General features: G+C 72.0%; 20 protein-coding genes. 10 read left to right on the top strand and 10 right to left on the bottom strand.

What is annotated here, in order from left to right; translation table 11 throughout:
• Positions 1–3: 3 nt before the first annotated feature.
• Complete coding sequence (locus AB0L00_RS41705; protein ID WP_364443241.1) at positions 4–1,647, bottom strand: MFS transporter; 1,644 nt, start codon at positions 1,645–1,647, stop codon at positions 4–6.
• A gap of 151 nt (positions 1,648–1,798) precedes the next feature.
• Here AB0L00_RS41705 and AB0L00_RS41700 point away from each other — a divergent pair, with 151 nt between their 5' ends.
• Together AB0L00_RS41700 and ccrA are read left to right on the top strand one after the other, a co-directional pair.
• The gene (locus tag AB0L00_RS41700; protein ID WP_364443240.1) at positions 1,799–8,368 is read left to right on the top strand and encodes an SDR family NAD(P)-dependent oxidoreductase; all 6,570 of its coding nucleotides are present in this window, start codon (positions 1,799–1,801) and stop codon (positions 8,366–8,368) included.
• Between the two features lie 11 nt (positions 8,369–8,379).
• Entirely contained in the window at positions 8,380–9,693 is a 1,314-nt protein-coding gene (ccrA, locus tag AB0L00_RS41695; protein WP_364443239.1) for a crotonyl-CoA carboxylase/reductase, read from the top strand.
• A 114-nt stretch (positions 9,694–9,807) separates the two neighbouring features.
• On the opposite strand, the gene AB0L00_RS41690 is transcribed toward ccrA, so the two are convergent.
• Positions 9,808–10,050, bottom strand: coding sequence for a hypothetical protein (locus AB0L00_RS41690; protein ID WP_364443238.1), 243 nt, complete (start codon positions 10,048–10,050; stop codon positions 9,808–9,810).
• Here AB0L00_RS41690 and AB0L00_RS41685 point away from each other — a divergent pair.
• From AB0L00_RS41685 to AB0L00_RS41675, 3 genes are all read left to right on the top strand, one after another.
• The gene (locus AB0L00_RS41685; RefSeq protein ID WP_364443237.1) at positions 10,049–10,705 is read left to right on the top strand and encodes an MFS transporter; all 657 of its coding nucleotides are present in this window, start codon (positions 10,049–10,051) and stop codon (positions 10,703–10,705) included. The genes AB0L00_RS41690 and AB0L00_RS41685 overlap by 2 nt on opposite strands.
• The gene (locus tag AB0L00_RS41680) at positions 10,686–11,279 is read left to right on the top strand and encodes an MFS transporter (protein WP_364443236.1); all 594 of its coding nucleotides are present in this window, start codon (positions 10,686–10,688) and stop codon (positions 11,277–11,279) included. The genes AB0L00_RS41685 and AB0L00_RS41680 overlap by 20 nt, the downstream gene beginning before the upstream one ends.
• 107 nt (positions 11,280–11,386) lie before the next feature.
• Positions 11,387–11,752 carry a nuclear transport factor 2 family protein gene (locus AB0L00_RS41675; RefSeq protein ID WP_364443234.1) on the top strand — a complete coding sequence of 122 codons (366 nt, stop codon included), beginning with the start codon at positions 11,387–11,389 and terminating at the stop codon, positions 11,750–11,752.
• Positions 11,753–11,962: 210 nt separating this feature from the next.
• On the opposite strand, the gene AB0L00_RS41670 is transcribed toward AB0L00_RS41675, so the two are convergent.
• The 3 genes from AB0L00_RS41670 to AB0L00_RS41660 form a co-directional block, all read right to left on the bottom strand.
• Positions 11,963–12,802, bottom strand: coding sequence for an NAD(P)H-binding protein (locus AB0L00_RS41670; RefSeq protein WP_364443233.1), 840 nt, complete (start codon positions 12,800–12,802; stop codon positions 11,963–11,965).
• A gap of 12 nt (positions 12,803–12,814) precedes the next feature.
• A complete protein-coding gene (locus tag AB0L00_RS41665; RefSeq protein WP_364443231.1) occupies positions 12,815–13,441 on the bottom strand; it encodes a TetR family transcriptional regulator in 627 nt (208 codons plus the stop codon).
• A gap of 82 nt (positions 13,442–13,523) precedes the next feature.
• Positions 13,524–13,979 (bottom strand): MarR family winged helix-turn-helix transcriptional regulator, encoded by a 456-nt coding sequence (locus tag AB0L00_RS41660; protein ID WP_364443229.1) that lies wholly within the window; start codon positions 13,977–13,979, stop codon positions 13,524–13,526.
• Between the two features lie 144 nt (positions 13,980–14,123).
• Between AB0L00_RS41660 and AB0L00_RS41655 the strand changes: the two genes are divergently transcribed.
• Positions 14,124–15,494 carry an MFS transporter gene (locus AB0L00_RS41655; RefSeq protein WP_364443227.1) on the top strand — a complete coding sequence of 457 codons (1,371 nt, stop codon included), beginning with the start codon at positions 14,124–14,126 and terminating at the stop codon, positions 15,492–15,494.
• Positions 15,495–15,526: 32 nt separating this feature from the next.
• Positions 15,527–16,174 carry a nitroreductase family protein gene (locus tag AB0L00_RS41650; protein ID WP_364443226.1) on the top strand — a complete coding sequence of 216 codons (648 nt, stop codon included), beginning with the start codon at positions 15,527–15,529 and terminating at the stop codon, positions 16,172–16,174.
• A gap of 35 nt (positions 16,175–16,209) precedes the next feature.
• On the opposite strand, the gene AB0L00_RS41645 is transcribed toward AB0L00_RS41650, so the two are convergent.
• The 4 genes from AB0L00_RS41645 to AB0L00_RS41630 form a co-directional block, all read right to left on the bottom strand.
• Positions 16,210–16,944, bottom strand: a complete 735-nt coding sequence (locus tag AB0L00_RS41645) for an NIPSNAP family protein (protein ID WP_364443225.1) — start codon at positions 16,942–16,944, stop codon at positions 16,210–16,212.
• A gap of 66 nt (positions 16,945–17,010) precedes the next feature.
• Entirely contained in the window at positions 17,011–17,442 is a 432-nt protein-coding gene (locus AB0L00_RS41640; RefSeq protein ID WP_364443223.1) for an Rrf2 family transcriptional regulator, read from the bottom strand.
• Between the two features lie 337 nt (positions 17,443–17,779).
• Positions 17,780–17,884, bottom strand: coding sequence for a DUF397 domain-containing protein (locus AB0L00_RS41635; protein ID WP_364443222.1), 105 nt, complete (start codon positions 17,882–17,884; stop codon positions 17,780–17,782).
• Entirely contained in the window at positions 17,875–18,675 is an 801-nt protein-coding gene (locus AB0L00_RS41630; protein ID WP_364443221.1) for a helix-turn-helix transcriptional regulator, read from the bottom strand. Before AB0L00_RS41630 ends, AB0L00_RS41635 begins: the two co-directional genes overlap by 10 nt.
• Before the next feature lie 190 nt (positions 18,676–18,865).
• On the opposite strand from AB0L00_RS41630, the gene AB0L00_RS41625 reads away from it, so the two are divergent.
• Complete coding sequence (locus AB0L00_RS41625) at positions 18,866–19,288, top strand: ATP-binding protein (protein ID WP_364443220.1); 423 nt, start codon at positions 18,866–18,868, stop codon at positions 19,286–19,288.
• 301 nt (positions 19,289–19,589) lie between these two features.
• Here the strand turns inward: AB0L00_RS41625 and AB0L00_RS41620 are convergent, their stop codons facing one another.
• Positions 19,590–20,618: a LacI family DNA-binding transcriptional regulator gene (locus AB0L00_RS41620; protein ID WP_364443219.1), complete on the bottom strand. Its 1,029-nt coding sequence runs from the start codon at positions 20,616–20,618 to the stop codon at positions 19,590–19,592.
• A 224-nt stretch (positions 20,619–20,842) separates the two neighbouring features.
• On the opposite strand from AB0L00_RS41620, the gene AB0L00_RS41615 reads away from it, so the two are divergent.
• Together AB0L00_RS41615 and AB0L00_RS41610 are read left to right on the top strand one after the other, a co-directional pair.
• Positions 20,843–21,763, top strand: coding sequence for a nitrilase family protein (locus AB0L00_RS41615; RefSeq protein ID WP_364443218.1), 921 nt, complete (start codon positions 20,843–20,845; stop codon positions 21,761–21,763).
• A gap of 12 nt (positions 21,764–21,775) precedes the next feature.
• Positions 21,776–22,978: a hypothetical protein gene (locus AB0L00_RS41610; RefSeq protein ID WP_364443217.1), complete on the top strand. Its 1,203-nt coding sequence runs from the start codon at positions 21,776–21,778 to the stop codon at positions 22,976–22,978.
• The last annotated feature ends 22 nt before the right edge of the window (positions 22,979–23,000 follow it).

Genomic DNA, 23,000 nt, shown 5'->3' with positions numbered 1-23,000 from the left:
CGGTCACCGGACGCTCTCGGCAGACGGCGACCAGATCCGCAGCGGCGCCGGCTCCGGCGCTTCGGGAACGCCGGTGGTCTCTCCCCAAGTCCGCGGCGGTGGCGCTTCCGGCGCTCCGGGAACGCCTGCGGCCTCGCCCCGAACGGGTTCCGGTGCTCCGGGGACGCCGGCGGTCTCGCCGCGAACGGGTTCCAGCGCCTCGGCGAGGCCGGCGATGCCGGCGGTCGCATCCCGCCCCGGGCCGTACGGCCGGGCGTGTCGGGCGCGGCGCGGACGGGGCGGCAGCGTGACCACGGCGATCAGCGCGCCGAGGCAGACCAGCCCGGCGCCGCACAGCAGCCCGATCGCGGTGGCGTGCTGGAACGCGGCGGCGTGCCCCACTCCGGAAGCCACCTCGGACCGCTGCCGCGCGGAAATGATCACACCGATGACGGCGATGCCGAAGGCCCCGGAGACCTCCCGTCCGACGCTGAGGATCCCGCCCGCGACGCCGGACCGCTCCTCGGGGATGGAGGTCAGGACGTAGCTGGTCAGGGGCATGTTGAGCGCGGAGCCGAAGCCGATCAGCGCCACGCCGGGCAGCAGGTCGACGTAGCCGTCACCGGGCCGCAGCAGCGCGAACGACGTCATCCCGGCGGCCATGAGGAACAGACCCCAGGCGATCGTGGCGCGGGCGCCGAGCCTCCGGCCCACCCAGAACGACACGGGCGTCAGGGCGGCGATCACCACGGCCGGCGGCACGAAGACCGAACCCGTCTTCGTCGGGGAGAACCGCAGCACCTGCTGGAGGAACAGCGAGGCGTAGAACAGCACGCCGTTGAAGCCGACGCCCCACAGGACCTGCACCGCGACCCCGCCCGCGAACGCCCGGCTGCGGAAGAACACCAGGTCGATCATTGGCGTCGCGGCCCACCGCTCGACCGTGATCAGCGCGACGAGCGCCAGGGCCGCCAGTGCGAACGAGCCGAGGACCAGGCCGCTGCCCCAGCCGTGCGTGGAGACCTCGTTCAGCGCGTACGTGACGGCGAACAGCAGGGTCCCCGAGGCGAGCATGCCGGGCAGGTCGACGCCGACCGCCGTGGTGTCCCGCGACTCCGGGATCACGACGAGGCCCAGCAGCACGACGGCCAGGCCGGGCGCGACGTTGATCAGGAAGATCCAGTTCCACGCCCAGTGCTGCGCGATGTACCCGCTGGCCACCGGGCCGAGGGCGAGCGCCAGCGCGGCCGAGCCGACCCAGACGACGGTGCCCCGCGCCTGCTCGCGTTCGGTACGGCCGACGGTGACGAGCGCCAGCCCCGCCGGGATGACCAGCGCCCCGCCGGCGCCCTGCACGACGCGGGCGGCGATCAGCGCCTCGGCGCTGCCCGCCAGCCCGGCGAGCCCGGACGCCGCCGTGAAGACGGCCAGGCCGATCAGGAAGATCCGCTTGCGGCCGTACACGTCCGCCATGCGGCCGCCGGCCAGCATCACGGCGGCGAAGATCAGGATGTACGAGGTCGCGACCCATTCCAGGGTGGACAGGGAGATGTGCAGGTCACGCTGGATCGACGGCAGCGCGACGTTCACGACCGTGTTGTCCAGCGTGGTCATGAACCCGGCGACCGCGATCACAGTGAGCGTCCATCCATGTCGCGTGCGGGTCATTCGACCTATAACGCCATATTCGCGACGGCGAGTCTTGTCATCGCGGTGATAAGGCAGCTGAGAGAAAAGTGGGCTTCGTGCGCATCCAGAGTCACGCCGGATAAGACACGGTGTTCACTCTTCCGCGTTGTTTCATCAGTGACCGTGGGTAATGGGGGTAGCACAAATGGCGGCTACCGAGCCGGGCGGAGCAGGCCCCCGCCGACCGGGAAAACCGGCGATCCGCCGCTTTCTCGTCGACGCCGTGGCGAGCCGGTGCAAGGTGCCCGCCGCCGAGGTCGACCCGGACCGGCCGCTGGACGAACTGGGCCTGACCTCGCGCGACGCGGTCGCCATCGCCGGCGAACTGGAAAAGCTCGTCGGCGCGCGGCTGCCCGCCACCCTCCTTTACGAACACCGGACGATCACCCGCCTCGCCGAGGTCATCGCCCAGGGTGAATTCTCCGCTCCGCACGGTGATTCGGCGAATGACGCCTTTCCGCTGTCGGCCGATTACAGCGAACCCATCGCCGTGGTAGGAATAGGTTGTCGTTTCCCCGGCGGCGTGTCCGGTCCCGATGCCTACTGGCGTTTTCTGCTCGACCGCGGGGACGGCGTCCGCGCGGTCCCCGACGGCCGGTGGGACCCCTTCGACGACGGCACGCTCGAGGACGTCACCCGCCTCGGCGGATTCCTCGACGACATCGCCGGCTTCGACTCCCGGTTCTTCGGCATCACGCCCGACGAGGCCGACGTCATGGACCCGCAGCAGCGGCTCATGCTCGAGGTCGCGTGGGAGGCGTTCCAGCACGCGGGGATCGCCCCGCCGAGCCTGCGCGGCAGCCGCACCGGCGTGTTCGTCGGCGTCTCCGCGCCCGAGTACGGCTACATCACCGGAACCGCTCCGCTGCGGCCCCACACCGCCACCGGCGCCGCGCTGAGCATCGTCGCGAACCGCCTGTCCTACCTCCTCGACCTGCGCGGCCCCTCCATGATCGTCGACACGGCCTGCTCGTCGTCGCTCGTGGCGACGCACCTGGCCGTACGATCGCTGCGCTCCGGGGAGAGCGACCTCGCCGTCGCCGGCGGCGTCAACGTGCTGCTCTCCCCGCTGATCACCAAGACGTTCGACCTGGGCGGCGTGACCGCCCCGGACGGCCACTGCAAGGCGTTCGACGCGTCGGCGGACGGCATGGTCCGCGCCGAGGGCTGCGGCGCCGTCGTCCTCAAGCGGCTCTCCGACGCCCGGCGCGACGGCGACCGCGTGCTCGCGGTGATCCGCGGCTCGGCAGTCAACTCCGACGGCCGTTCCACCGGCCTCGTCGCGCCGAACGCCGAGGCCCAGGTCGCCGTGCTCCGCGCCGCGTACGCCGGACTCGGCCGCCCCGACTACGTCGAGGCGCACGGCACCGGAACCCTCCTCGGCGACCCCATCGAGGCCCGCGCCCTCGGCGCCGCGCTCGGCGGGCCGGACGCCGACGGCCGGCCCGTCCTCATCGGCTCGGTCAAGTCCAATCTCGGGCACCTGGAGGCCGCCGCCGGCGTCGCCGGACTGATCAAGGTCGTCCTCGCCCTCGCCGGCCGGCGGATCCCGCCGAGCCCGCACTACCGCGAGCCGAACCCGCACATCGACTTCGGCGGGCTCGGCCTCGCCGTCGCCGCCGAAGAGACGCCCTGGCCCGAGACCCATGATCGACCCGCCCTGGCCGGGGTCTCGGGCTTCGGGTTCGGCGGTACCAACGCGCATGTCGTTCTCGAGGCGGCCCCCGCCGAGGACGTACGGCCGCGACGGCGGGCGCCGGCCGTGCACACCCTCCTGCTCTCCGACGTCGAAGCCGGCCGGATCGGCCCGTACGCCGCCGGCCTCGCCGACTGGCTCGAGGCCGGGGACGCGGCACTGCCCGACGTCGCCCGCACGTTGAGCCGCCGCTTCGGGCGCGGCCGCGCGGCCGCCGCCGTCGTCGGCCGGGACCGCGCGGCGCTCGCCGCGGCCCTGCGCGAACCGCGCATCACCGGCGTCACCATCGCCCGCGACGCCCCGCCGGTCTGGGTCTTCTCCGGGTACGGCGCGCAGCGGCCCGGCATGGGCCGCCGCCTCCTCGCCGACGAACCGGCGTTCGCCGCCGCCGTCGACACGCTCGACGGGCCGTTCGCCGCGCAGGCGGGCTTCTCGCTCTGGGACACCCTCGAGAGCGGCGAACGGGTCACCGGCGTGTACCGCACGATGACCACGCTGTTCGGCCTGCAGCTCGGCCTCGCCGCGCTGCTGCGGTCGTACGGCGCCGAGCCCGGCGCGGTGATCGGCCACTCGATGGGGGAGATCGCCGCCGCCGTCGTCGCCGGCGCGCTGTCCCCGGAGGACGGCCTCAAGGTCATGACCTGCCGGGCCCGGCTGCTCGACGGCGTCGCCGAGACGGGCGGCGGCGCGATGCTCGTCCTGGGCTGCGGCGCCGACGACGCCCTCGGATACGTACGGACCGGCGCCGACGTGCACGTGGCGGTCCGGTCCTCGCCCCGGCAGACCGTCCTCACCGGCGACGCCGAGGAGCTGGAACGGGCCGCGGCCCGCGCCACCGACGACGGCCTGCTCGCCCGCCTCGTCCAGGCCGAAGGCGCCGGCCACTCGCCCGCCGTCGACCCCGTCCTCGACCCGCTGCGCGTCCAGCTCGCCGGCGTCCGCGGCGGCCTCGCCGAGGTGCCGTTCTACTCCACCGTGCTGGACGACCCGCGCGAACTCCCGGCCTTCGACGGCGACTACTGGGCCGCCAACACCCGCCGCACCGTACGCCTCGCCGACGCGGTCGCCGCCGCGGCCGAGGACGGGTTCACAGCGTTCCTCGAGGTCAACGCCCACCCGCTGCTCGCCCAGGCGATCACCGAGACCGCCGACGGCGCGCTCGTCGTCCCGACGCTGCGCCGCCCGCCCCGGCGGGGGCGGGAACGGCCGCCCGAGGCCGACGACACCGTGACCTTCCACGAGGCCCTGGCCACCCTCACCGTCCACGGCCGCCTGCCCGCGCAGACGCCGGACGGCCGCGTCGTCGACGTCCCCGCCCCGGCCTGGGAGCACCGCCACCACTGGATCGACGCGCCGCCGCGCGGCGCGGCCGACCTGCATCCACTGCTCGGCGCGCACGTCGAACTGCCCGGCGAGGACCGCCACGTCTGGAGCGCCGACGTGGGTACGGCGGCGGCACCGTGGGCGGACCGCCCGTTCGACCACCCCCTGCTACCCGCCGCCGCGTACGCCGAGATCGCGCTGGCCGCGGGCGCGGAACTGCTCGGCCCGGACGTCACCGTCTCCGGCCTGCACCTGCACCGGTCCGTGCCCCTGGAGCACCACACGACGGTCACCACGTCCGTGACCCTGGGCGACGACGGCGCGACCGTCGAGGTCCATACGCGAACTCCCGCCGGCACCTGGACCCCGGCCGCCTCCGCCACCGTCACCCCGACCCCCACCCACCCGGCCACCGAAACCGGTGCGCTCGCCCCGGCCTCGGCCAACGCGGGCCGCCCGGCCGACAGCAGCGGCGACCCGGTCACGCCCGCCACGGTTTCGGCCGTCGACGACAACGCGTCCGTCACCATCCCGTCCGGGGACGGCCCGCCGGTCGACGACACCGGCGTGGCCGCCGAGGTCGAGATCGGGCCGGCCGAGGAGGGCAACCGGCACTTCCGACTGCATCCGGACGTGTTCGGCCGCTGCCTGGCCGCGGCCGCCGACCTCCTGGGCGAAGGCGTCTGGCTGCCGGAGTCGATCGGCGGCCTGCGAGTGCACGGGCCGACGCGGCACGGCGGTCGCTGCCTGATCCGCCACATCCCCGCCGACGACGGCCACCTGGTCAGCCTCCGCCTGGTCGGGGAGACGGGACGGACCCTGGTCGAGGCCACCGACGTCCGGATGCGCTCGTACGGGCGCACGGACCTGCCCGTGCCGCTGAGCGCGAAGCTCGCCGAGGTCGTCTGGGAACCGGCCGAGGTTTCCCCGGCCGAAGCCCCGACCGCCGGAGCCGCCGCGACCGAGGCTCCTGGGGGCGCGGCGTCTTCGGCTGAGGCGTCCCCGGCCGACGGGGGCGCGTTCGCGGACGTCGTCGTGCTGGCCGCACCCGGTGACCCGATCGCCGGGGCGCTGCCCGAAGGCGTCGTCCGCGAGGTCGACGACTGGGCCGCCACCGAGCGATGGGCCCGCGACCTGGTGACGGCGGCGGTCGTCCCCGCCCACGTCGTCACCGTGCCACCCGGCGACCTGACCGACGAACGCCTCGTCCTCGCGGTGTCCGGCCTGGTCCGCGGCCTGACCAGCGGGTCAGTGCCGCCACGGCTGTGGCTGGTCACGCGGGGCGCGCTCCGCCCGACCGGAACCGGCAAGGGCGATCCGGGGCAGGCGTTCGCGGGCGCGATGGTCCGGGTGCTCGGGTTCGAGACGCCGGGCCTGCGCGCAACCTATCTCGACCTCGACCCGGACGGACCGGCGGACGCGGCCGCCGAGGCGATCGCCGCCGAACTGCGCGCCCGCCCCGCCGACACCGAGATCGCCCGACGCGGCGGCGCCCGCTACGTCGCCCGGCTGAGCGCCGCCCGCCTCGACGACCCTCCCTCCGGCGCCGCCCGCCTCGGCGGCGGTCGGGCGCGGTCGGTGGTACGGCGTGGGGCCGCGTACGTGATCAGCGGTGGGTACGGCGGCCTCGGGCTCGTCACCGCCCGGTTGCTGGCCGAGCGCGGCGCGGGCCGGATCGTGCTGTCCGGGCGGAGCGGCCCACCGCCCGACGCGGAGAAGATCATCAGCGAACTGCGCGAGAGCGGCGTCGAGGTCGAGGTCGTCCTCGGCGACGTGGCCGCGATCGGCGTCGCGGAGCGGATGGTCGCCGCCGCCGGGGACCGGCTGCGCGGTGTCGTACACGCGGCGGGCGGGCTGGCCGACCGGATCTTCACCGACATCGACCCGGCCGACCTGCGGCGGGTCTGGGCGCCGAAGGTCGACGGGGCGCACCGGCTGTACGCGGCGACGCGCGGGCGCGAGCTCGACTGGTGGGTCGTGTACTCCTCGGCCGCCGCGCTGCTCGGCTCGCCCGGCCAGGGCGCGTACGCCGCCGCGAACGCCGCGGTCGACGCCTTCACCGGGTCGCTCCGGGAGCGGGGCGTGCCCGCCTACACGATCAACTGGGGCACCTGGTCGCGGGTCGGCGGCGCGGCGAACCTGAGCGGCGGCCCCGCGAGCGGCATCGACCCGATCACGCCCGAGGAGGGAGCGGAGGCGTTCGAGGCGCTGCTCGCCCACGGCCGGGCCGCCACCGGCGTGCTCCGCTTCGACCCGCGGCAGGCGGTCGCGGCGTTCCCCGAGCTCGGCCGGATGCCGTACTTCTCCGCGCTGGTCGCGGCGCTTCCGCAGGCCGCGGACGACTGGCCGGGCGCGGAGGCGCTGCGCGCGGCTGAGCCGTCCGCCGCCCGCGCGCTGGTCCGGGACCGGGTCGCCGACCGGGTCGCCACCGTCCTGGGGTTCAGCCCCGACCCGGCGCAGTCGCTGACCGACCTGGGGCTGGACTCGCTCGTGGCGGTCCGCATCAAGAGCGCGCTCGAACACGACCTCGGGCTGACCGTGCCCGTTACGGTCCTGCTGCAGGGCGGCAGCGTGCACGTGCTGACGACCTGGGCGCTGACCGAGCTGGGCCTGGCCGACGCGGAATCGTCGGCCGCCCCGGCGGAGACGCGCCATGGGTTCGTCGACGCCCGCGACGCCGCCGAACGTCTCGTCGTGCGGGTCTTCGAGCGCGTTCTCGACGCCGACCGCGTCTCGGCGACCGACGACTTCTTCGCCCTCGGCGGGCGCGAGGACCAGGCCCGTACGGTCCTGGAGATCCTCGAGCTCGAGGTGGGCCGCCCGATCGACCACGCCGAGCTGTTCGCGCACCCGACGGTCGAGCACCTCGCCTCGGTGATCCGCGCGGGCGAGGAGGAGGCCGCGCGGCGCGTCGTACGGACGCTCACCTCGTCGACCCGGGGACGGCCGTTCTTCTGCGTCCATCCGGCCGGCGGGACGACGGGCGTGTACCGGCAGCTCGCCACGCTCGTCGGCGGCCCGTTCTTCGGGCTGGAGCGGTTCGCGGACGCGCCGAGCGTCGAGGAGCGCGCCGCGCGGTACGCCGAGCTGATCCGGGAGACGCAGCCCGAGGGCCCGTACCGGCTGGGCGGCTGGTCGTTCGGCGGCGTGGTGGCGTACGAGACGGCCCGGCTCCTCGGCGACGTCGAGCTGCTCGCGCTGATCGACGCGGGGATCCCGCGCCGCGCCGATGACCCGGCGGAGGCCGCGGCCCGCCGGTACGCCGACTTCGCGGCCTACCTCAACCAGACCTACGACCTCGGCGTCGTGCTCGACGTCGAGGAGCTGCGCCCGCTCGAGGAGGACGCGCAGCTCGCCCTCGTGATGGAGCGCGCCGCGTCGCTCATGGAGAAACTGCCGCCCGCGATCCTGCAGCACCAGCTCACGTCGCACGAGGACACGCGGTCCCTGGAGGCGTACCGGCCCGAGCCGTACGACGGGCGTGTGGTCCTGTACCGGGCGACCGAGCCGACGCCCTGGACGGTGCGGGACGCCCGCTACGAGCTCGACGAGACGAACGGTCTCGGCGACCTCTGCCCGCGCCTGGAGGTCGTCCCGATCCGGGGGGCGCACCACCTGAACCTGCTCGACCCGCCCGCCGTGCACGCCCTCGCCGGACATCTGGGGGCACTGCTCACCTAGTAGGAGGTTCCATGTCCGATCTGCTCGAAGCGGTCCGCGCGGGTGCCGGGCCCGCCGACCTGCTCGCCTGCGAGCTGCCGACGCGGTTCCGTGCCGCGCACACGCTCAAGGACGAGGTGGGCATCTTCGACGGCGAGACGGACAAGGACGTCCGGCGCTCGATCCACGTCGGCGAGGTCGAGATGCCCGAGCCGGCCCCGGACGAGGCCGTCGTCGCGGTGATGGCCGCGGCCATCAACTTCAACACGATCTGGTCGGCGATCTTCGAGCCGATCCCGACGTTCGCGTTCCTGGAGAAGCTCGGCCGCACCGGTCCGTGGGGCGCCCGGCACGACCAGCCGTGGCACGTCCTCGGCTCCGACGCCGCCGGCGTCGTCGTGCGCGTCGGCAGCGGCGTGCGCAACTATGCGGTCGGCGACCGGGTCGTCATTCACGCCGGCGTGATCGACGACCAGGAGCCCGCGAGCCAGGAGGACGGCGTGTCGAGCCACGCCCTCGCCTGGGGGTACGAGAACAACTTCGGCGCGTTCGGGGAGTTCACGGTCGTCAAGGCCAACCAGCTGATCCGCAAGCCCGCGCACCTGACGTGGGAGGAGGCGGCGTCCAACACGCTGTGCGCCGGGACGGCGTACCGGATGCTGGTCGGCGCGCACGGCGCCCGGATGAAGCAGGGCGACGTCGTGCTCGTCTGGGGCGGCACGGGCGGCCTCGGCTCGTACGCCGTGCAGCTCGTCAAGAACGGCGGTGGCGTTCCGGTCGCGGTCGTCAGCTCCGAGGAGAAGGCCGACCTCGTCCGGCGGCAGGGCTGCGAGCACGTCATCAACCGCAGCGAACTGGAACTCGGCGACGAGGGCCTGCGCCACCCGAAGGCGTGGCGGCGGCTCGGCGAGCGGATCCGCAGCCTCACCGGCGAGGACCCGCACATCGTGTTCGAGTATCTCGGCGCGGAGACGTTCGGCGCGTCGGTGTACGTCGCCCGGCGCGGCGGCAAGATCGTCACCTGCGGTTCGTCGACGGGCTACCGGCACGAGTACGACAACCGGTTCCTGTGGATGAACATCAAGAGCATCGTCGGCAGCCACGGCTTCAACTACCTCGAGGCCGTGGAGACGAACCGCCTGATCGGCCTGGGCATGATCCACCCGACCCTGTCCACGGTCTACCCGCTGGAGGAGGCCGGCGAGGCGACCCGCGCGGTCCAGACGAACCAGCACGTCGGCAAGGTCGGCCTGCTCGTCGCCGCCGAGAAGGAGGGCCTCGGCGTCGAGAACCCGGCCCTCCGCGACCGCGTCGGCGAGCACAACCTCACCCTCTACCGGCGCTGACTCGCGTCGCCCCCGTCCGAGCGCTTGATCCCGTGCGAGTACCGCGCTCTATTCGCAGTGCTCGCAAGGGATCTCGCACTCGTTCGGCGCTCCGGCCCCCACCACGCATTCGGGTCATCTGGCGGTCTGTCGGAGTGAGGGCGGCGGCCTGAGCCTGGTGCACGCCGGAGCCGGTGCCCCCGGCTGGCTGGAGTCGTCCACGTCCGCCAGGGCCTTCGCGAAGGCGCGTACCCGGGCGGTCTCGTTGTCGCGGCGCCAGATGAGCCCCAGCGTGGAATCCGGGAGACCGGTGACCGGGACGTAGGCCAGGCCTTTGTGGCCGTTCCCGGTGCGGCGTGCCCGCTTGCCTGGACGCATGACACAGAGAGGGCGAACGCACGTCCGCGCTCCCGGGGAGGAGCCGTCGGCGAGTACGCGGCGCGGCTGGACGGCGGTCGGCGCCGTCGCTGCGGCCACTTTCACGATCGTGACCTCGGAGATGCTGCCGGTGGGGCTGCTCACGCCGATCGGCCGGACGCTGCGGGTGAGCGAGGGGACCGTCGGGCTGACGCTGACGGCCACCGGGCTGGTCGCGGCCGTGTCCGCGCCGCTGCTCATGCCCGCCCTGGGCCGGCTGGACCGGCGCGTGGCGCTGCTGGTGCTGATGCTGGTGCTGGCGGCGGGCAACTTGCTGGCCGCGTGGGCGCCGCACTTCGGGGTGTTGTTGGCCGGGCGCGTCCTGGTCGGTACGGGAATGGGCGGAGTGTGGGCGGTCGCCGCCTCGCTCGCGCCCCGGCTGGTGCCGGAGCGGTCGGTGGGTGCCGCCACCTCAGTGATCTTCAGTGGTGTCGCGGTCGCGTCGGTCCTCGGCGTGCCTGCCGGAACGTTCCTCGGCACGGCCGCGGGCTGGCGTGCGGCGTTCGTGGCGGGCGGATTGTTGAGCGTCGCCGTCGCGGGCGCGTTGTCGCTGCTGTTGCCGCGGCTGCCGGTGGCGCGCGGTGAAGCTGGGCGGTATGGCCCGGCTGTCCGGTGAGCGGAGTGTCCGGCTCGCGCTGGCGGCCGTCGCGCTGCTGGCCACCGGGCACTTCGCGGCGTACACGTACGTGCGGCCTGCCCTTGAGGAGATCTCCGGCGCGGACGCCGGGCTGATCGGCGTGCTGCTGCTCGTCTACGGTGTCGCGGGTGTCGCCGGGAACTTCACGGGCGGAGCCGGAGCGGCGCGGTCGCCGCGGACGACGCTGCTGCTGATCAGCGGGATGCTCGCCGCCGTGGTGCTGCTCGTCCCGGTGCTCGGCCGATCGCCGGTGTCGGGTGCGGTGCTGCTGGTGCTGTGGGGCCTGGCGTACGGAGGCGTCTCGGTGACGACTCAGGCCTGGCTGATGTCCGTTGCGCCCCACGCCCGCGAGGCGATGTCCGCGCTGTTCGCCGGTGTGTTCAACGCTTCGATCGCGCTCGGAGCGTTCGGCGGCGGGCGCATCGCGGATGGGCCGGGCATCAACTGGGTGATGTGGGCCGGTGGCGCGCTGGCCGCCGGCGCCCTCGTGGCGGTCGGCGTGGCCTCGGCTCCGGTGGGCGCCGTCGGCCGGGGGAGCCGCGGGACGCGGTGAACTCCGGCGGCCGCGCGCCTTCGAGCCAGGCTCATTACCTCCCGCGTAATCGATCTTCCTCGCGTCCCGCGGCAGAGTTGAGCCATCGCAACCGAGGAGAAGACATCATGAGCGACATCAATGAGCTGGTCGGCCGCTACATCGACACCTGGAACGAGAAGGACCCGGCCGCCCGCAGGGCGGCGGTCGAGAAGCTGTGGACCGAGGACGGCACCTACACCGACCCGCTCGCGGACGTCGCCGGCCACGACGGGGTCGACGCCGTCATCGCGGCGGTCCAGAACCAGTTCCCCGACTTCGTCTTCCGCCCCGGTCAGCTGGCCGACGCCCACCACGACCTGGCGCGCTTCACCTGGGAACTCGGCCCCAAGGAGGGCGAGGCCGTCATCGTCGGCTTCGACGTCGTGGTCTTGGCCGCAGACGGCCGGATCCGCAACGTACACGGCTTCCTCGACAAGGTTCCCGCGATGTGAAGAACTCCGCGTGCCGGAGCCCGTCCGGGGGCTCCGGCACGCGGCCCCGCCTTCGCCTTATCGGACAGGCACTATGTTCGTACCTCCGCAGTGACGCTTCCCGGCACCCGGACCTGGTGCTGCACCACGTACGTGCCACCGTCCGCACAGGTGTCAGAATCTCGGCCCGCTCGTCGCCGCCGAGAAGGAGGACCTCGGCATCGCCGCCGGTCAGCGGAAGTCGTCGGCGTGGGCTTCGGCCCACTCCGCGAAGGTGTGCGCGGGGCGGCCGGTGATCTCCTCGACGATCGTTGAGGTCTGAGCGGGCGTGCCGTCGCGGGCGGCCCACTGGCGCAGGAAGGTCTCGACGCCGATCGCGGGGAGGGTCCTGCCCATCTCCATCCGGGCCTCTTCCACGGAGATCACCTCGAAGGGGATCTTCCGGCCGAGCGCGTCACCGATGTGCTCGACCTGCTGCCGAAGGGTGAGCGACTCCGCGCCGTAGACGGTGTACGCCTGCCCCCGGTGTCCCGGCTCGGTCAACGCGGTCACCGCCAGCGCCGCCATGTCCTTCTCGTGTACGGGCGCGGTCTGCGCGTCCGGATACGGGTTGCGGACGACTCCGTCGGCCTGGATCGACCGCTGCCACCACCACAGCGTGTTGGTGGCGAACATCCCCGGGCGGATGAACGTCCAGTCGATGCCGGACCGCTCGATCGCGAGTTCGACGGCCCGGTGCTGCCGGGCGATGGGGTTCTGCTCGGCGTCGGGGGCCACGATCGCCGCCGATGACAGCAGCACCACCTGCCGTACGCCCGCGGCTCTGGCGGCCGCGACGAAACCGTGGACGCCGTCCGGTTTGGCGTAGAGGAAGACCTGCTCCGCGCCGTCCAGGGCGGCGGGCAGGGTCTCAGGCCGTTCGAGATCGGCCGCCACCACCTGCATCCGCGGCGGAAGGCCCGCCGTATCGGGGGTCCGGCTCGTCGCCCGGACCTCCTTACCCGCCGCGAGCAGACCTGCGGCGACATGACGGCCCACGTTTCCCCGGGCTCCGAAGACGACCGCGACCATTCCGTGAACTCCCTAATCGCCGGCTGCGCCGAGAAGCTTGATCAATTGGTCGTGCAGCCGATCCCGGACCGGCGGCGACAGCGGATCACCGCCCAACAGCTCTTGTACGAACTGCGGCATCGCGATCGGTGCGAAGGCCACCGCGTAGGCGATGAGCAGCGCGAACTCCGGTTCGACCGCGTCGGTGACCTCGCCGGCCCGCTGACGTTCGCGAATCCTCGCCACCGACTCGGTCAGCCGGGCCCGCTGGGCCTCCAGGTGGCGTTCGCCCTCTTCGGCGTCGGTGAAGGGGCAGTCGCCCAGTGCCTGCCAGATCACCAGTCGCGCCCAGTCGGGCCGATCGAACATCGCGTTCAGATAGGCGGCGACCGACTCGTCGAACGACCCGTCCCGGGCGGCGATCGACGCCTCGGTCCGCTGCCAGCGCCGGCGCAACTCCTCCAGCAGGCCCTGCTTGCCGCCGAAGTAGTACGAGATCAGTTGCTGGTTCACGCCCGCGCGCTCGGCGATCCCGGCGGTGCGCGCGCCCGCGTACCCCTTGGCCCCGAACTCGGCCACGGCGGCCTCGAGAATCCGCTCCCGCGTCCGCGATGCCGCCGTGCCGCGATCCCCGGACGGTGACGTCCTCCGTGTCGGCATGCCGGAACGATATTCAATCAATCAGTTGAATGACAACTCTGATCCAACCTGGACCGACCATCCGGGTACGGCGCGGACGAGCTCAGTCCGGGAGACGCAGGAGCTTTCCCAGGAGGACGCTTAGCTGGTCCCGCTCTGCGGGGGTCAGGCCGTTGAAGGTGTCCTCGAGGAACTCCGGGATCGACGCCTCGGCCTCGGCGAGGCGCCGGCGCCCCGCGTCGGTGATGGTGACGGCGTACGAGCGCCGGTCACGAGGGTTGCGTTCCCGGCGTACGTGACCCGCCTTCTCCAGGTCGTCGCAGACGCTCACCATGACCGTGCGGTCGATGCGCAGTTCTTCGCTCAGCGTCTGCTGCGAGCAGGGGCCGACGGCCTCGAGCATCTTCAGCACCAGATGCTGGCCCACGCCCAGGCCGTGCTCGCCGGCGTGCGCGTCGGCCGCCCGTGCGACCGCGGCCGAGGCCCGGCACAAGGCGATGTCCAGGCGTTCCGCCGCCAACTGCGGGAAGTAGGTCGGCTTCGAACGATCCGCTGTCATGGTCGGCGCTGATCCTCTCACCTGTTCGATCGGATCGATCCTACCAACAACCGTCTGATCGCCAATTGTTTGACAGTAGATGATTTGTCGCCCTACGGTCTGAATCATCTGTCCACAGATTGTTGGCGAGCAGATGGAGTTGTCATGACCGTTTCCGACGGCCGGCGACAGACGGCCCTGGTCCTGCTGTGCGCAGCCGTGTTCCTGGACTCGATGGACCTGTCTCTCATGGGCGTCGCGCTGCCCTCGATCGGACGTGACCTGTCCCTGCCGGAGAGCACCCTGCAGTGGCTGATGTCCGGGTACGCGGTCGCCTACGGTGGCTTCCTGCTGCTGGGCGGGCGCATCGCCGACCTGTTCGGCCGCCGCCGGATGTTCCTGATCTCGCTGGGCGCCTTCGCGGCGGCGAGCCTGGCCGGTGGCCTGCTGTCGATCGGCTGGCTTCTCGTCCTCACCCGCGTGGTGAAGGGGGTGGCCGCCGCCCTGACCGCCCCCGCCGCGCTTTCGCTGATCACGACCACCTTCACCGAGGGGCCGCGGCGCAACCGCGCGCTCGGGATCTACTCCCTGGCCGGTGCGACCGGATACAGCGCCGGCCTGATCTTCTCCGGCCTGCTCACCCAGGTCGGCTGGCGACTGGTGTTCTTCCTGCCGGTGCCGATCGCCCTGGCCGTCCTGGTCGCCGCGCCGCTCGCGCTGCCACGCGGCGAACGACCGAGCGCGGCGGCCGGCGGCTTCGACGGCGCGGGCGCCACCGCCGTCACCGGCGGCGTACTCCTGCTCGTCTACGCCCTGACCGAGAAGAGCTGGCCGGCCGGTATCGCGGCCGTGGTCCTGCTGGCCGCCTTCGTCGCCATCGAACGCCGCCAACGCCTCCCGCTGATCCCGCTGGGGGTGTTCCGGTCGGGCAGGCTGACCGCCGCCAACCTCGCCGCCCTGACCTGGGCGTGCGCGACCATCGGCTGGCAGTTCGTCGCAGTCCTGTACCTGCAGCGGGAACTTCACTACACCGCCCTGGCGACCGGCCTTGGCATCGTCCCCATGGGCCTGGCCATCGTGGTGACCGCCAACCTGGCCGGAAAGCTGATCAACCGCTGGGGCCTGGGACGCGTGGCCGCACTCGGAATGCTGATCCAGGCCACCGGCATCCTGCTGTTCCTGCGAGCCGGGGCCACCGGCGACTACGTCGCCGTCCTGTTGCCCGCCCTGCTCATCCACGGCATCGGCAACGGGCTGTCCTTCCCCAGCCTCAACATCGCCGCCGTCGGCGGCCTGCCCGACGACCAGCAGGGCCTGGCCTCCGGACTGGTCACCTCATCCGTCCAGATCGGCGCGGGAGTCGGCATCGCCGTCCTGGCGGCCGTCATGCCGCTCGGCCACTCCGCCCTCTCCGGCTACCGGCTGGCATTCCTGACCGCCGGAGCCTTCTCCCTGCTCGGCGTCCTCATCGCCGCCCTCGGCCTGCGCGCCCCGGCGCCCGCGGCCGAGCCGGTACCGGCCCCAGCCGACTCCTGATCCCTGTCGCGGCAACCGAGGAGAAGCACGCCATGACCCTGAATCTGACCCCCGACGAACTGCTGTCCACCACCCGCGCGGTGCGTAAGCGCCTCGACCTGTCCCGCCCCGTCCCCCGCCAACTGATCGAGGAATGCGTGGACCTGGCCACCCAGGCGCCCACCGGCCGCAACCGCCAGCGCTGGCACTTCCTCATCATCACCGACCGCGACCAGCGACGGATCGTCGCCGACATCTTCCGCCGCGCCCTGGCCACCGGCGGCGGACAACCGGTCAACGACCGCGACCTGCGCCGCATGAACGCCCACCCCGGCAGCATGGAACGCATCTACGACGGGCTCCGGCATCTGTACGACAACATCCACCGCGTGCCCGCGTTCGTCATTCCGGCCGTGGAGGGACGCACCGACCGGGCGTCGGTGCTCGACCAGTCCATGACCTGGGGATCGATCCTGCCCGCGGTGTGGAGCTTCATGCTCGCCGCCCGCGCCCGCGGCCTCGGCACCGTCTGGACGACCGCCCAAGGCCCTCGCGAACGCGAACTCGCCAAGGCGCTCGGCGTGCCGTCCGACGAGGTCATGCTCGCCGCGTTCATCCCACTGGCCTACACCATCGGAACCGACTTCAAGCCCGCCCGCCGCATCCCACGCGACGAGGTCCTGCACTGGAACCACTGGTAGGCGGTACGCCCCCGGCCGCCCGGGCCGCCGGGGGCTCAGCGCAGGAGGGACCGCGCGGTCGGGGCCAGCACCAGCCGCTGAGGCGCGCTCGCGAGGACCGCCGACAGCCGCGGCAGCACGTCCTCGCGCCACGCGCGCGAATCCTCCAGCCGCCGTAGGTGCGCGGTGGCGTCGGCGTGACCGGCGAACCGGGTGAACCACACGAAGAAGTTCTCGCCGGTCCGTACGGGCAGCGCGGGGTAGGTGTTCTCGGCGTGCTCGGTCTGCAGGTACGCCAGCGGCGCGGCGCCCGCTTCGGCCAGCACCGGCCGCACCCGGCGACGGAAGAACTCGGCGAACTCCTCGTCGAAGGGCCGGTCGCGGCGGTAAAGCGTCGCGACGACCAGCGAGGACGGCGACTCCGCCCGGCCGACCGGGGGCCGCGGTTCGCTCGGCGCCGGGAAGCCGGAGCCCTCGTCCACGGGCCGCAGCAGCAGCACGTCGTCGGTGTCGACCATCGTGGCCCTCGCCGCGTCCCGGTGGGCCGCCCAGACAGGACCGCCGTAGAAGGTGCGGAGCGCGGCCTCCCGGCTCCGCATGTCCGGGAAGCCGCGCAGCCAGACGAACCGGTCGGCGGCGTCCACGTCGCGGAACTGGCCGATCACCTCCATGCCCGTCGCCTCCTGCGACTCGACGAACTCCCGCTCGAAGAGATCGATCAGCACGTCGCGCGTGCCGCTGCGCAACGTGTACTGCCGTAGCTCCAAGACCTGCGACCGGGCTCCGCTCATCGGGCAGTCCTTTCTGTAATCAAAGTTGTTACACTTTTGCTCTAACGGCGCGGCAGGCGTGGTCGCTCAGCTCACCCGCAGGGTCTGACGGAGCACGTCGGCGATCGACGTGTGGCCGAGCTCCCGTCGCAGGGCCTGCTCGGCCCCGTCGTAGATCGACCCGAGCGCCGGGCGAATACCCTTGCCGACCGGGCATTCGAGGTTCGGCTCGCTGTGGTGCATCCCGAACAACGAATCCCGCTCGACCGCGTCATAGACCTCAACGAGAGAGATCTCCTCGGCCGGCCGGGCGAGGCTCCAACCGGCCCCCGGTCCGTGACGGACGCTGACGAGGCCCGCCCGGCGAAGGTCGCCGAGGCTGCGGCGGATGATCACCGGGTTGGTGTTGACGCTGGCGGCGACCTGGTCCGACGTGAGCTGATCCCGCCCCTGCCGCTGCGCCAGCGCCAGCCAGGCGAGAGCGTGCACCGCGACCGTAAGCCGACTGTTCGCCGCCATCACCACCTCCTGTAACAAAGGATGTTACAGAAACTCGCCCGGCACGCCCACGATTCGCGGATTTCAGTCGCCCGCCGGCGCGACGAAGCGTGTCGCACACGGCTCCTGAACGGTGGAGCGCGCGAAACGCTCGGTCAACGCGGTCACAGGCGGCGATTCGCCGACTTCGTCCCGCTATGACTGCGCCATCGCCGAGCCTTTCGCACGCTCCGGCAACGGTCGTCTCGGCCGGCGGCAAGGTGGCAACAGCGTCCCTCGACAACTACAGCGGCAGGGCTGAGCGATATGACGAAGCCCTCCACACGTTGGTGAGAGGACTCCGCCGGCCGTGGCCGGACTACTCCCGGCCGGAGCCCTTTTCGACGACCGCCAGCTCGATACAGTTACCGCCGCCCCCGCCGCTGCGGGAGCTCTTGCGCCAGCCGAGGTCGTTCAGGTCCATCGTTCCTCCATGACCCTGCGGATGAAGTCTTTCGACAAGTCCAGCGGTAGGGCGCGCGCCCTGATGTCCGCGAATTTCTCCGACAGTGTCTGTATATCGTCCCGCTCGCTGAGGGTGAACCCGCGCGCGGCGGTCTCAACGAATCCGAGCTCGCTGCGATCGGCCAGAGTGGCGATGCAGAAGGAGCCATCTGTCCCGGTCGTGGGTATCGGGTGCGGTACGACGTGGATGTGAATCCGGTCCGAGGACATGGTGAGCAGGTGTTCCAACTGCTCACGCATGATCTTTTTATTCCCGACCTCATTCATCAGGACGTTCTCGGTGAGGAGCGCACATAGGCGCGGTGGAGGCGGGTCCTCTCTGCGGAGGATCTCTTGTCGGCCCAGGCGAGTGGAGACGGCCGCCTCGTTCCCGCGAAGAAGGGCTTCGGCGTAGTCAGGTGTCTGCAGCAGACCGTAGACGACGCAGTTCTCGTAGGACTCCAGGACGATCGTGTCCGGGTTGGCCTCGACCTCCGGCCAGTCGAACCACGTCGGGAAGGCTGCGTCCTTCACCAACTCATCCCAGAGTGACGGCAGAGCCTCTCTGGTGTCCAGGATCTTGTCCATCGCCACGGCCAGCGACCGGTCACAGCGCGTTTCTCCGCGCTCGATCTTGCCGACGTGCGAGCTGCTGATGGGGATCTTGTCCGCCAGTTGTGCCTGAGATATGCCGACTCGCTCCCGGTATCGCCGGACCTCATTCCCGAAGGCCCGAAGAGGGTGCGGTCGGTGGTGCCTTCTTACTGCCACGACCACTCCATGCGCTGTCGATGTTGCCGGCTGACCACTGGCGACCACTGCATGACCACTGGCCGAATCCCCAGCACTCCATTGCGCTCCCACGGAGTCACCAGTTGTCACCGTAAGTATCCATGCTTGTGCACCATGTAGCCAGATCGAATACGCGGCGGACGGTGAGGTCTTCGGCGAAAGGCGAGGCATGGTCATGACGGCTCTACCGGTGAACGACTGGACAGTCCCGGGCCGATTCAGTCTTGAAATGCATGCCTGTCCGGAAAATGTCTACTTGGCGCGCAATCTGGTTGACCAGGCCGTCGCATCGTGGGGCCTGGCCGAACTCCGGGACCTCGGGCGGCTGATCCTGACCGAGTTGGCCACCAACGCGACCCGGCAGTACCCCGGCGCCCTGATCAACGTATGGGTCGCCCGTCCGGCGCATCCGGTGATCGAGGTCGGGGTGTGGGATCCCGACAGCGCGACGATGCCGCGAATCGTCGATCCGGAGGAGGCCGACGAGAGCGGCCGCGGGTTGTTCCTGATCCGGGAGCTGACGAACGGACGACTCGGCTGGCAGCCGTCCCCGCACCGGGGAAAGGTCGTCTGGGCTCGGTTCGGTCCTTGAGCTCCTCGCCTGGGTGGGCTTCCGTTGCTCACATCTTCGAGAACCGACACCCAGGCGGGGCACCTCTCGCACCGTCCTGAAGCTGCGGGTCTATGCCGAGGATTTCCGTCGCTGGAGCGACGGAAATCCTCGGCATAGACGGGTCGCGGGCGGCGATCCTTCGACTTCGGCTTATGGCGGCGTCTTCGTCGAGCTTGTGCGCTCACCCGAGCAGCCGTCGGGCATCTCGCCGCGCCGTACCGGGTGGATCGGTCAGGGGCCCGTCCGGCCGCATCGACGCCCGTCGATGCGGTGGGTGGTCCTATGCGCGGGCGGCGCCGGATGAGGCGCGGGGGGTCAGTGCCGGAGGTAGGAGCTCCGATTCGACGTCCTCGCCCGCCAGCAGGCGGGTCAGGAGTTCGAGGGCGCGGCGGCCGATGTCGCGCATCGGCACGGCGACGCTGGTGAGCGGGATCGGCAGCTCGGCGGCCAGCGGGGTGTCGTTGTAGCCCATGATCGCGACGTCCGTACCGACCCGGAGGCCGTGGTCGCGGGCCGCGCCTAGGGCGCCGATCGCCGCGAAGTCGTTGACGGCGAAGATCGCGGTGGGCCGGTCCGGCGATCGGAGCAGTTCGTCCGCGGCGGCTCGTCCGCCGGCGGTGTCGAACGGGGTGTGCAGCACCCGAGCCTCCGGGACGCGGATGCCGTGGTCCCGGTAGTGCTCGACGAAGCCGGCGGTGCGGTCGGCGCCGGTGCTGGCGAACGGCGGGCCCGCGATGACGGCGACGTCGGTGTGGCCCAGGCTCAGGAGGTGTTCGGCGGCCAGCCGGCCGCCGAGCCGGTCGTCGGGCGTCACCGACGGATGGTTCCCCGCCCTGCGGTTGACCAGGACGAACCGCACTCCGTCCGTGGCCAGCCGGTCGAGGAAGGCGTCGTCGAGCCGGGCGTCGCCGAAGATCAGGCCGTCGACGCGGCGGGCGAGCAGCATCTTCGTCCGCGTTCGCCGGGTCTCGTCGTCATCGAGGGTGTTGGCGGCGATGGTGGTGAGCCCGCGTTCGCCGGCCGCCTCGTCGATGCCCTCGTAGATCGTCGAGAGCACGAGGTCGGACAGCCGGGGGACCAGGACCCCGATGAGCCTGCTGCGTCCGGTACGCAGACCGCTGCCGTGGGGGTCGGGCTGATAGCCGAGTTCGGCGGCCAGGCGGCGGATGCGCTCGGCGGTGTCGCCGGAGGCCGCGCGCGCACCGTCCTCGGCGGGGCCGTTCAGCACGCGGGAGACGGTGGAGACGTGCAGCCCGAGCTGATCGGCGATGGACCGCAGAGTCACCGGGCGAGCCTTCGGATCCGCCACGAATCCCTCACCTCCTTCGGCACCGGCTCACCCTATGCCGGTGGCCGCGTCCCGGGGCAACCGGTGAGTCGCCCACCCGTACCCCGCGAGAGACCGGCGAGCCGCCCACCACGTACAACTGGTGAAACGGATCGCGCCGTGCCTCTTGACGGGCTTCGGGGCTGGCGTCCATGCTAACCCAAACGTTTGGCCCAAACGTTTGGGCAACGGGAAAGGACCCCGCGATGACGACCACCCCTCCGTACGGATCATCGGCGCCCGACTCGTCCGTCAGCCCGGCGCGGGTCGCCGTGATCCAGTTCGACCCCCAGGTCGGCCTGGAGAATCGCGCCGCCAACTCCGAACGGGCGCTCGCCCTGGCGGCTCGGGCCGCCGACGACGGCGCCACCCTGATCGTCCTGCCGGAGCTGGCGACGACGGGCTACAGCTTCCGCGACCGCGCCGAGGCGTACGACCACGCGGAGAGCGTCCCGGACGGGGAGACGGTCCGGGCCTGGGAGTCCTTCGCCCGGCAGCGTGGGGTGTACCTGGTCGGCGGCCTGGCCGAACGCGACGGCGTGCGCCTGTACGACACGGCCGTCCTCGTCGGACCGGACGGCTACGTGGGCCGTTATCGCAAGGCCCACCTGTGGAACCGGGAGAAGCTGTGGTTCACCCCCGGTGACCTGGGCTTCCCGGTGTTCGAGACGCGGATCGGGCGGATCGGCCTGCTGGTCTGCTGGGACATCTGGTTCCCCGAGGTGCCCCGGCTGCTGGCCCAGCAGGGCGCGGACATCATCTGCAGCGTCAACAACTGGGTGTGGACGCCACCGCCGATCTTCGACGAGAGCGGCAGGTGCATGGCCTCGTACCTGACCATGACCGCCGCGCACGTCAACAACGTGTTCATCGCCGCCGCCAACCGGGTCGGGACCGACCGGGACGCCCGTTTCCTCGGCTGTTCGCTCATCGCCGGGACCAACGGCTGGCCGATCGGCCGGGTCGCGGGCGCCGAGGAGGAGACCATCCTGACGGCCGACATCGACGTCGTCTCCGCGCGCAGCGCCCCGATCTGGACCCCGTTGAACGACCTGATCCGCGACCGGCGCACCGATCTGTACGATCCGATGCTCGGCTACACCCTGAACCCCGCGGCCCCGCGCTGAGGACCGGTCGCGATGACCACGACGACACTCCGCGCGCCCGAACGCGCGCACGCCCTCCGGCTCTGGGCCACCGCCATCACGGTCGTCGCCCTGGCGTCGTCGCTGGCGATGGCGCTCGATCTCCTGCGGCCCGCGCTCCCCGCCGTCGTCCCCGGGTACGCCTCCTGGAGACTCGGCTACGCCCATCCGGCCTGGTACGTGTACTGGATCCTCGGCGACACCACCGAGGCGACGCTGGCCAAGTCCGCGCTCGGCGGCCTGCTCATGATCATCGGTGCGGCGTTCGCCCATGCCGCCCGGCGGCGGGGAGCCCGCTACCAGGGGTTCACGCAGGCCTGCGGCACGGGGATGTGGCCGTGGGTCGCCGTGAGCGGTGGCCTGGGAGTGGTGGCGAGCAACCTGCTGTGGGGGTGGACGCTGTCGACGCCGGGCGGCTGGCAGCCGACGTTCGCACCGTTCGTCTCCGTCCCGCCCGCCGTGGTGATCCTGTACGGCGAGGGCTGGCTCGTCGCCGTGACCGGGGCGGCGCTGGGCGCCACCCTCGTCACGCCCATCGCCGTGCTCGCCGTGAACGAGGTCTGCGTCCCGCTGGGCCTGTCACCGGTGGTGGGCAGCGTGCTGGCCATGTCCCTCGGCGGCCTCATCGCCTGCTCGATCTGCGCCAGGCTGCCCTGGATGCCGCCGCTCCGGGCGAGCCTCGCCCCTGCCGAGCCGATGCCGCCGGCCCAGGTCCGCCACGGCCCCTCGTGGGTGCCGCGCCGGATCCTCGCGGACCTCACCGAGGCCCACTTCTACGGCAATGAGTGGGCCGGAGCCGGGCTGCTGCTGGGCTGCGTGCTGCACTTCCTCCTGAACCCCGCCGCGCCCGCGTACGGCAGCGGCCTGCTGCCGCACCTGCTCGCCGCCCAGATCCTGACGGCGGCCTGCGGCGTGATGTTCTGGCGCGGGCGCCATGCGGCCCACGGCTGGTACCCGACCTTCGTCCCCGTCGTGTCGGTCGCCCCGGCCACCGTGCTGACCTTCGGTGGAACGCTCCAGGCGATCATTTTCGGTGCCCTGCTCGGCGCGATGATCGCGCCTCCGCTCGCGGCGGCGCTGGCCCGGCGGCTGCCGCCGCACCTGCCGCCGATGGTCGCCTACACCGCCACCATGGCGCTGTGCACGGCGACGATCATCCCCCTGCTCGATCTGCTTCCCGGCTTCCGGCACGTGTGACGACGGCCGCCGACTTCCAAGG

This window comes from Actinoallomurus sp. NPDC052308 (assembly GCF_040679195.1).
Classification (GTDB): Bacteria; Actinomycetota; Actinomycetes; order Streptosporangiales; family Streptosporangiaceae; genus Actinoallomurus; species Actinoallomurus liliacearum.
Note: the sequence above shows the minus strand (reverse complement) of the source record. Positions and strands in the feature narration are given on the sequence as shown.

What these genes read in the sequence shown, in the direction of transcription:
- AB0L00_RS41705 (WP_364443241.1), bottom strand. Translation starts at nt 1,647, where the DNA reads ATGACCCGCACGCGACATGGATGGACGCTCACTGTGATCGCGGTCGCC.
- AB0L00_RS41700 (WP_364443240.1), top strand. Translation starts at nt 1,799, where the DNA reads ATGGGGGTAGCACAAATGGCGGCTACCGAGCCGGGCGGAGCAGGCCCC.
- ccrA (WP_364443239.1), top strand. Translation starts at nt 8,380, where the DNA reads ATGTCCGATCTGCTCGAAGCGGTCCGCGCGGGTGCCGGGCCCGCCGAC.
- AB0L00_RS41685 (WP_364443237.1), top strand. Translation starts at nt 10,049, where the DNA reads ATGACACAGAGAGGGCGAACGCACGTCCGCGCTCCCGGGGAGGAGCCG.
- AB0L00_RS41690 (WP_364443238.1), bottom strand. Translation starts at nt 10,050, where the DNA reads ATGCGTCCAGGCAAGCGGGCACGCCGCACCGGGAACGGCCACAAAGGC.
- AB0L00_RS41680 (WP_364443236.1), top strand. Translation starts at nt 10,686, where the DNA reads ATGGCCCGGCTGTCCGGTGAGCGGAGTGTCCGGCTCGCGCTGGCGGCC.
- AB0L00_RS41675 (WP_364443234.1), top strand. Translation starts at nt 11,387, where the DNA reads ATGAGCGACATCAATGAGCTGGTCGGCCGCTACATCGACACCTGGAAC.
- AB0L00_RS41670 (WP_364443233.1), bottom strand. Translation starts at nt 12,802, where the DNA reads ATGGTCGCGGTCGTCTTCGGAGCCCGGGGAAACGTGGGCCGTCATGTC.
- AB0L00_RS41665 (WP_364443231.1), bottom strand. Translation starts at nt 13,441, where the DNA reads ATGCCGACACGGAGGACGTCACCGTCCGGGGATCGCGGCACGGCGGCA.
- AB0L00_RS41660 (WP_364443229.1), bottom strand. Translation starts at nt 13,979, where the DNA reads ATGACAGCGGATCGTTCGAAGCCGACCTACTTCCCGCAGTTGGCGGCG.
- AB0L00_RS41655 (WP_364443227.1), top strand. Translation starts at nt 14,124, where the DNA reads ATGACCGTTTCCGACGGCCGGCGACAGACGGCCCTGGTCCTGCTGTGC.
- AB0L00_RS41650 (WP_364443226.1), top strand. Translation starts at nt 15,527, where the DNA reads ATGACCCTGAATCTGACCCCCGACGAACTGCTGTCCACCACCCGCGCG.
- AB0L00_RS41645 (WP_364443225.1), bottom strand. Translation starts at nt 16,944, where the DNA reads ATGAGCGGAGCCCGGTCGCAGGTCTTGGAGCTACGGCAGTACACGTTG.
- AB0L00_RS41640 (WP_364443223.1), bottom strand. Translation starts at nt 17,442, where the DNA reads ATGGCGGCGAACAGTCGGCTTACGGTCGCGGTGCACGCTCTCGCCTGG.
- AB0L00_RS41635 (WP_364443222.1), bottom strand. Translation starts at nt 17,884, where the DNA reads ATGGACCTGAACGACCTCGGCTGGCGCAAGAGCTCCCGCAGCGGCGGG.
- AB0L00_RS41625 (WP_364443220.1), top strand. Translation starts at nt 18,866, where the DNA reads ATGGTCATGACGGCTCTACCGGTGAACGACTGGACAGTCCCGGGCCGA.
- AB0L00_RS41615 (WP_364443218.1), top strand. Translation starts at nt 20,843, where the DNA reads ATGACGACCACCCCTCCGTACGGATCATCGGCGCCCGACTCGTCCGTC.
- AB0L00_RS41610 (WP_364443217.1), top strand. Translation starts at nt 21,776, where the DNA reads ATGACCACGACGACACTCCGCGCGCCCGAACGCGCGCACGCCCTCCGG.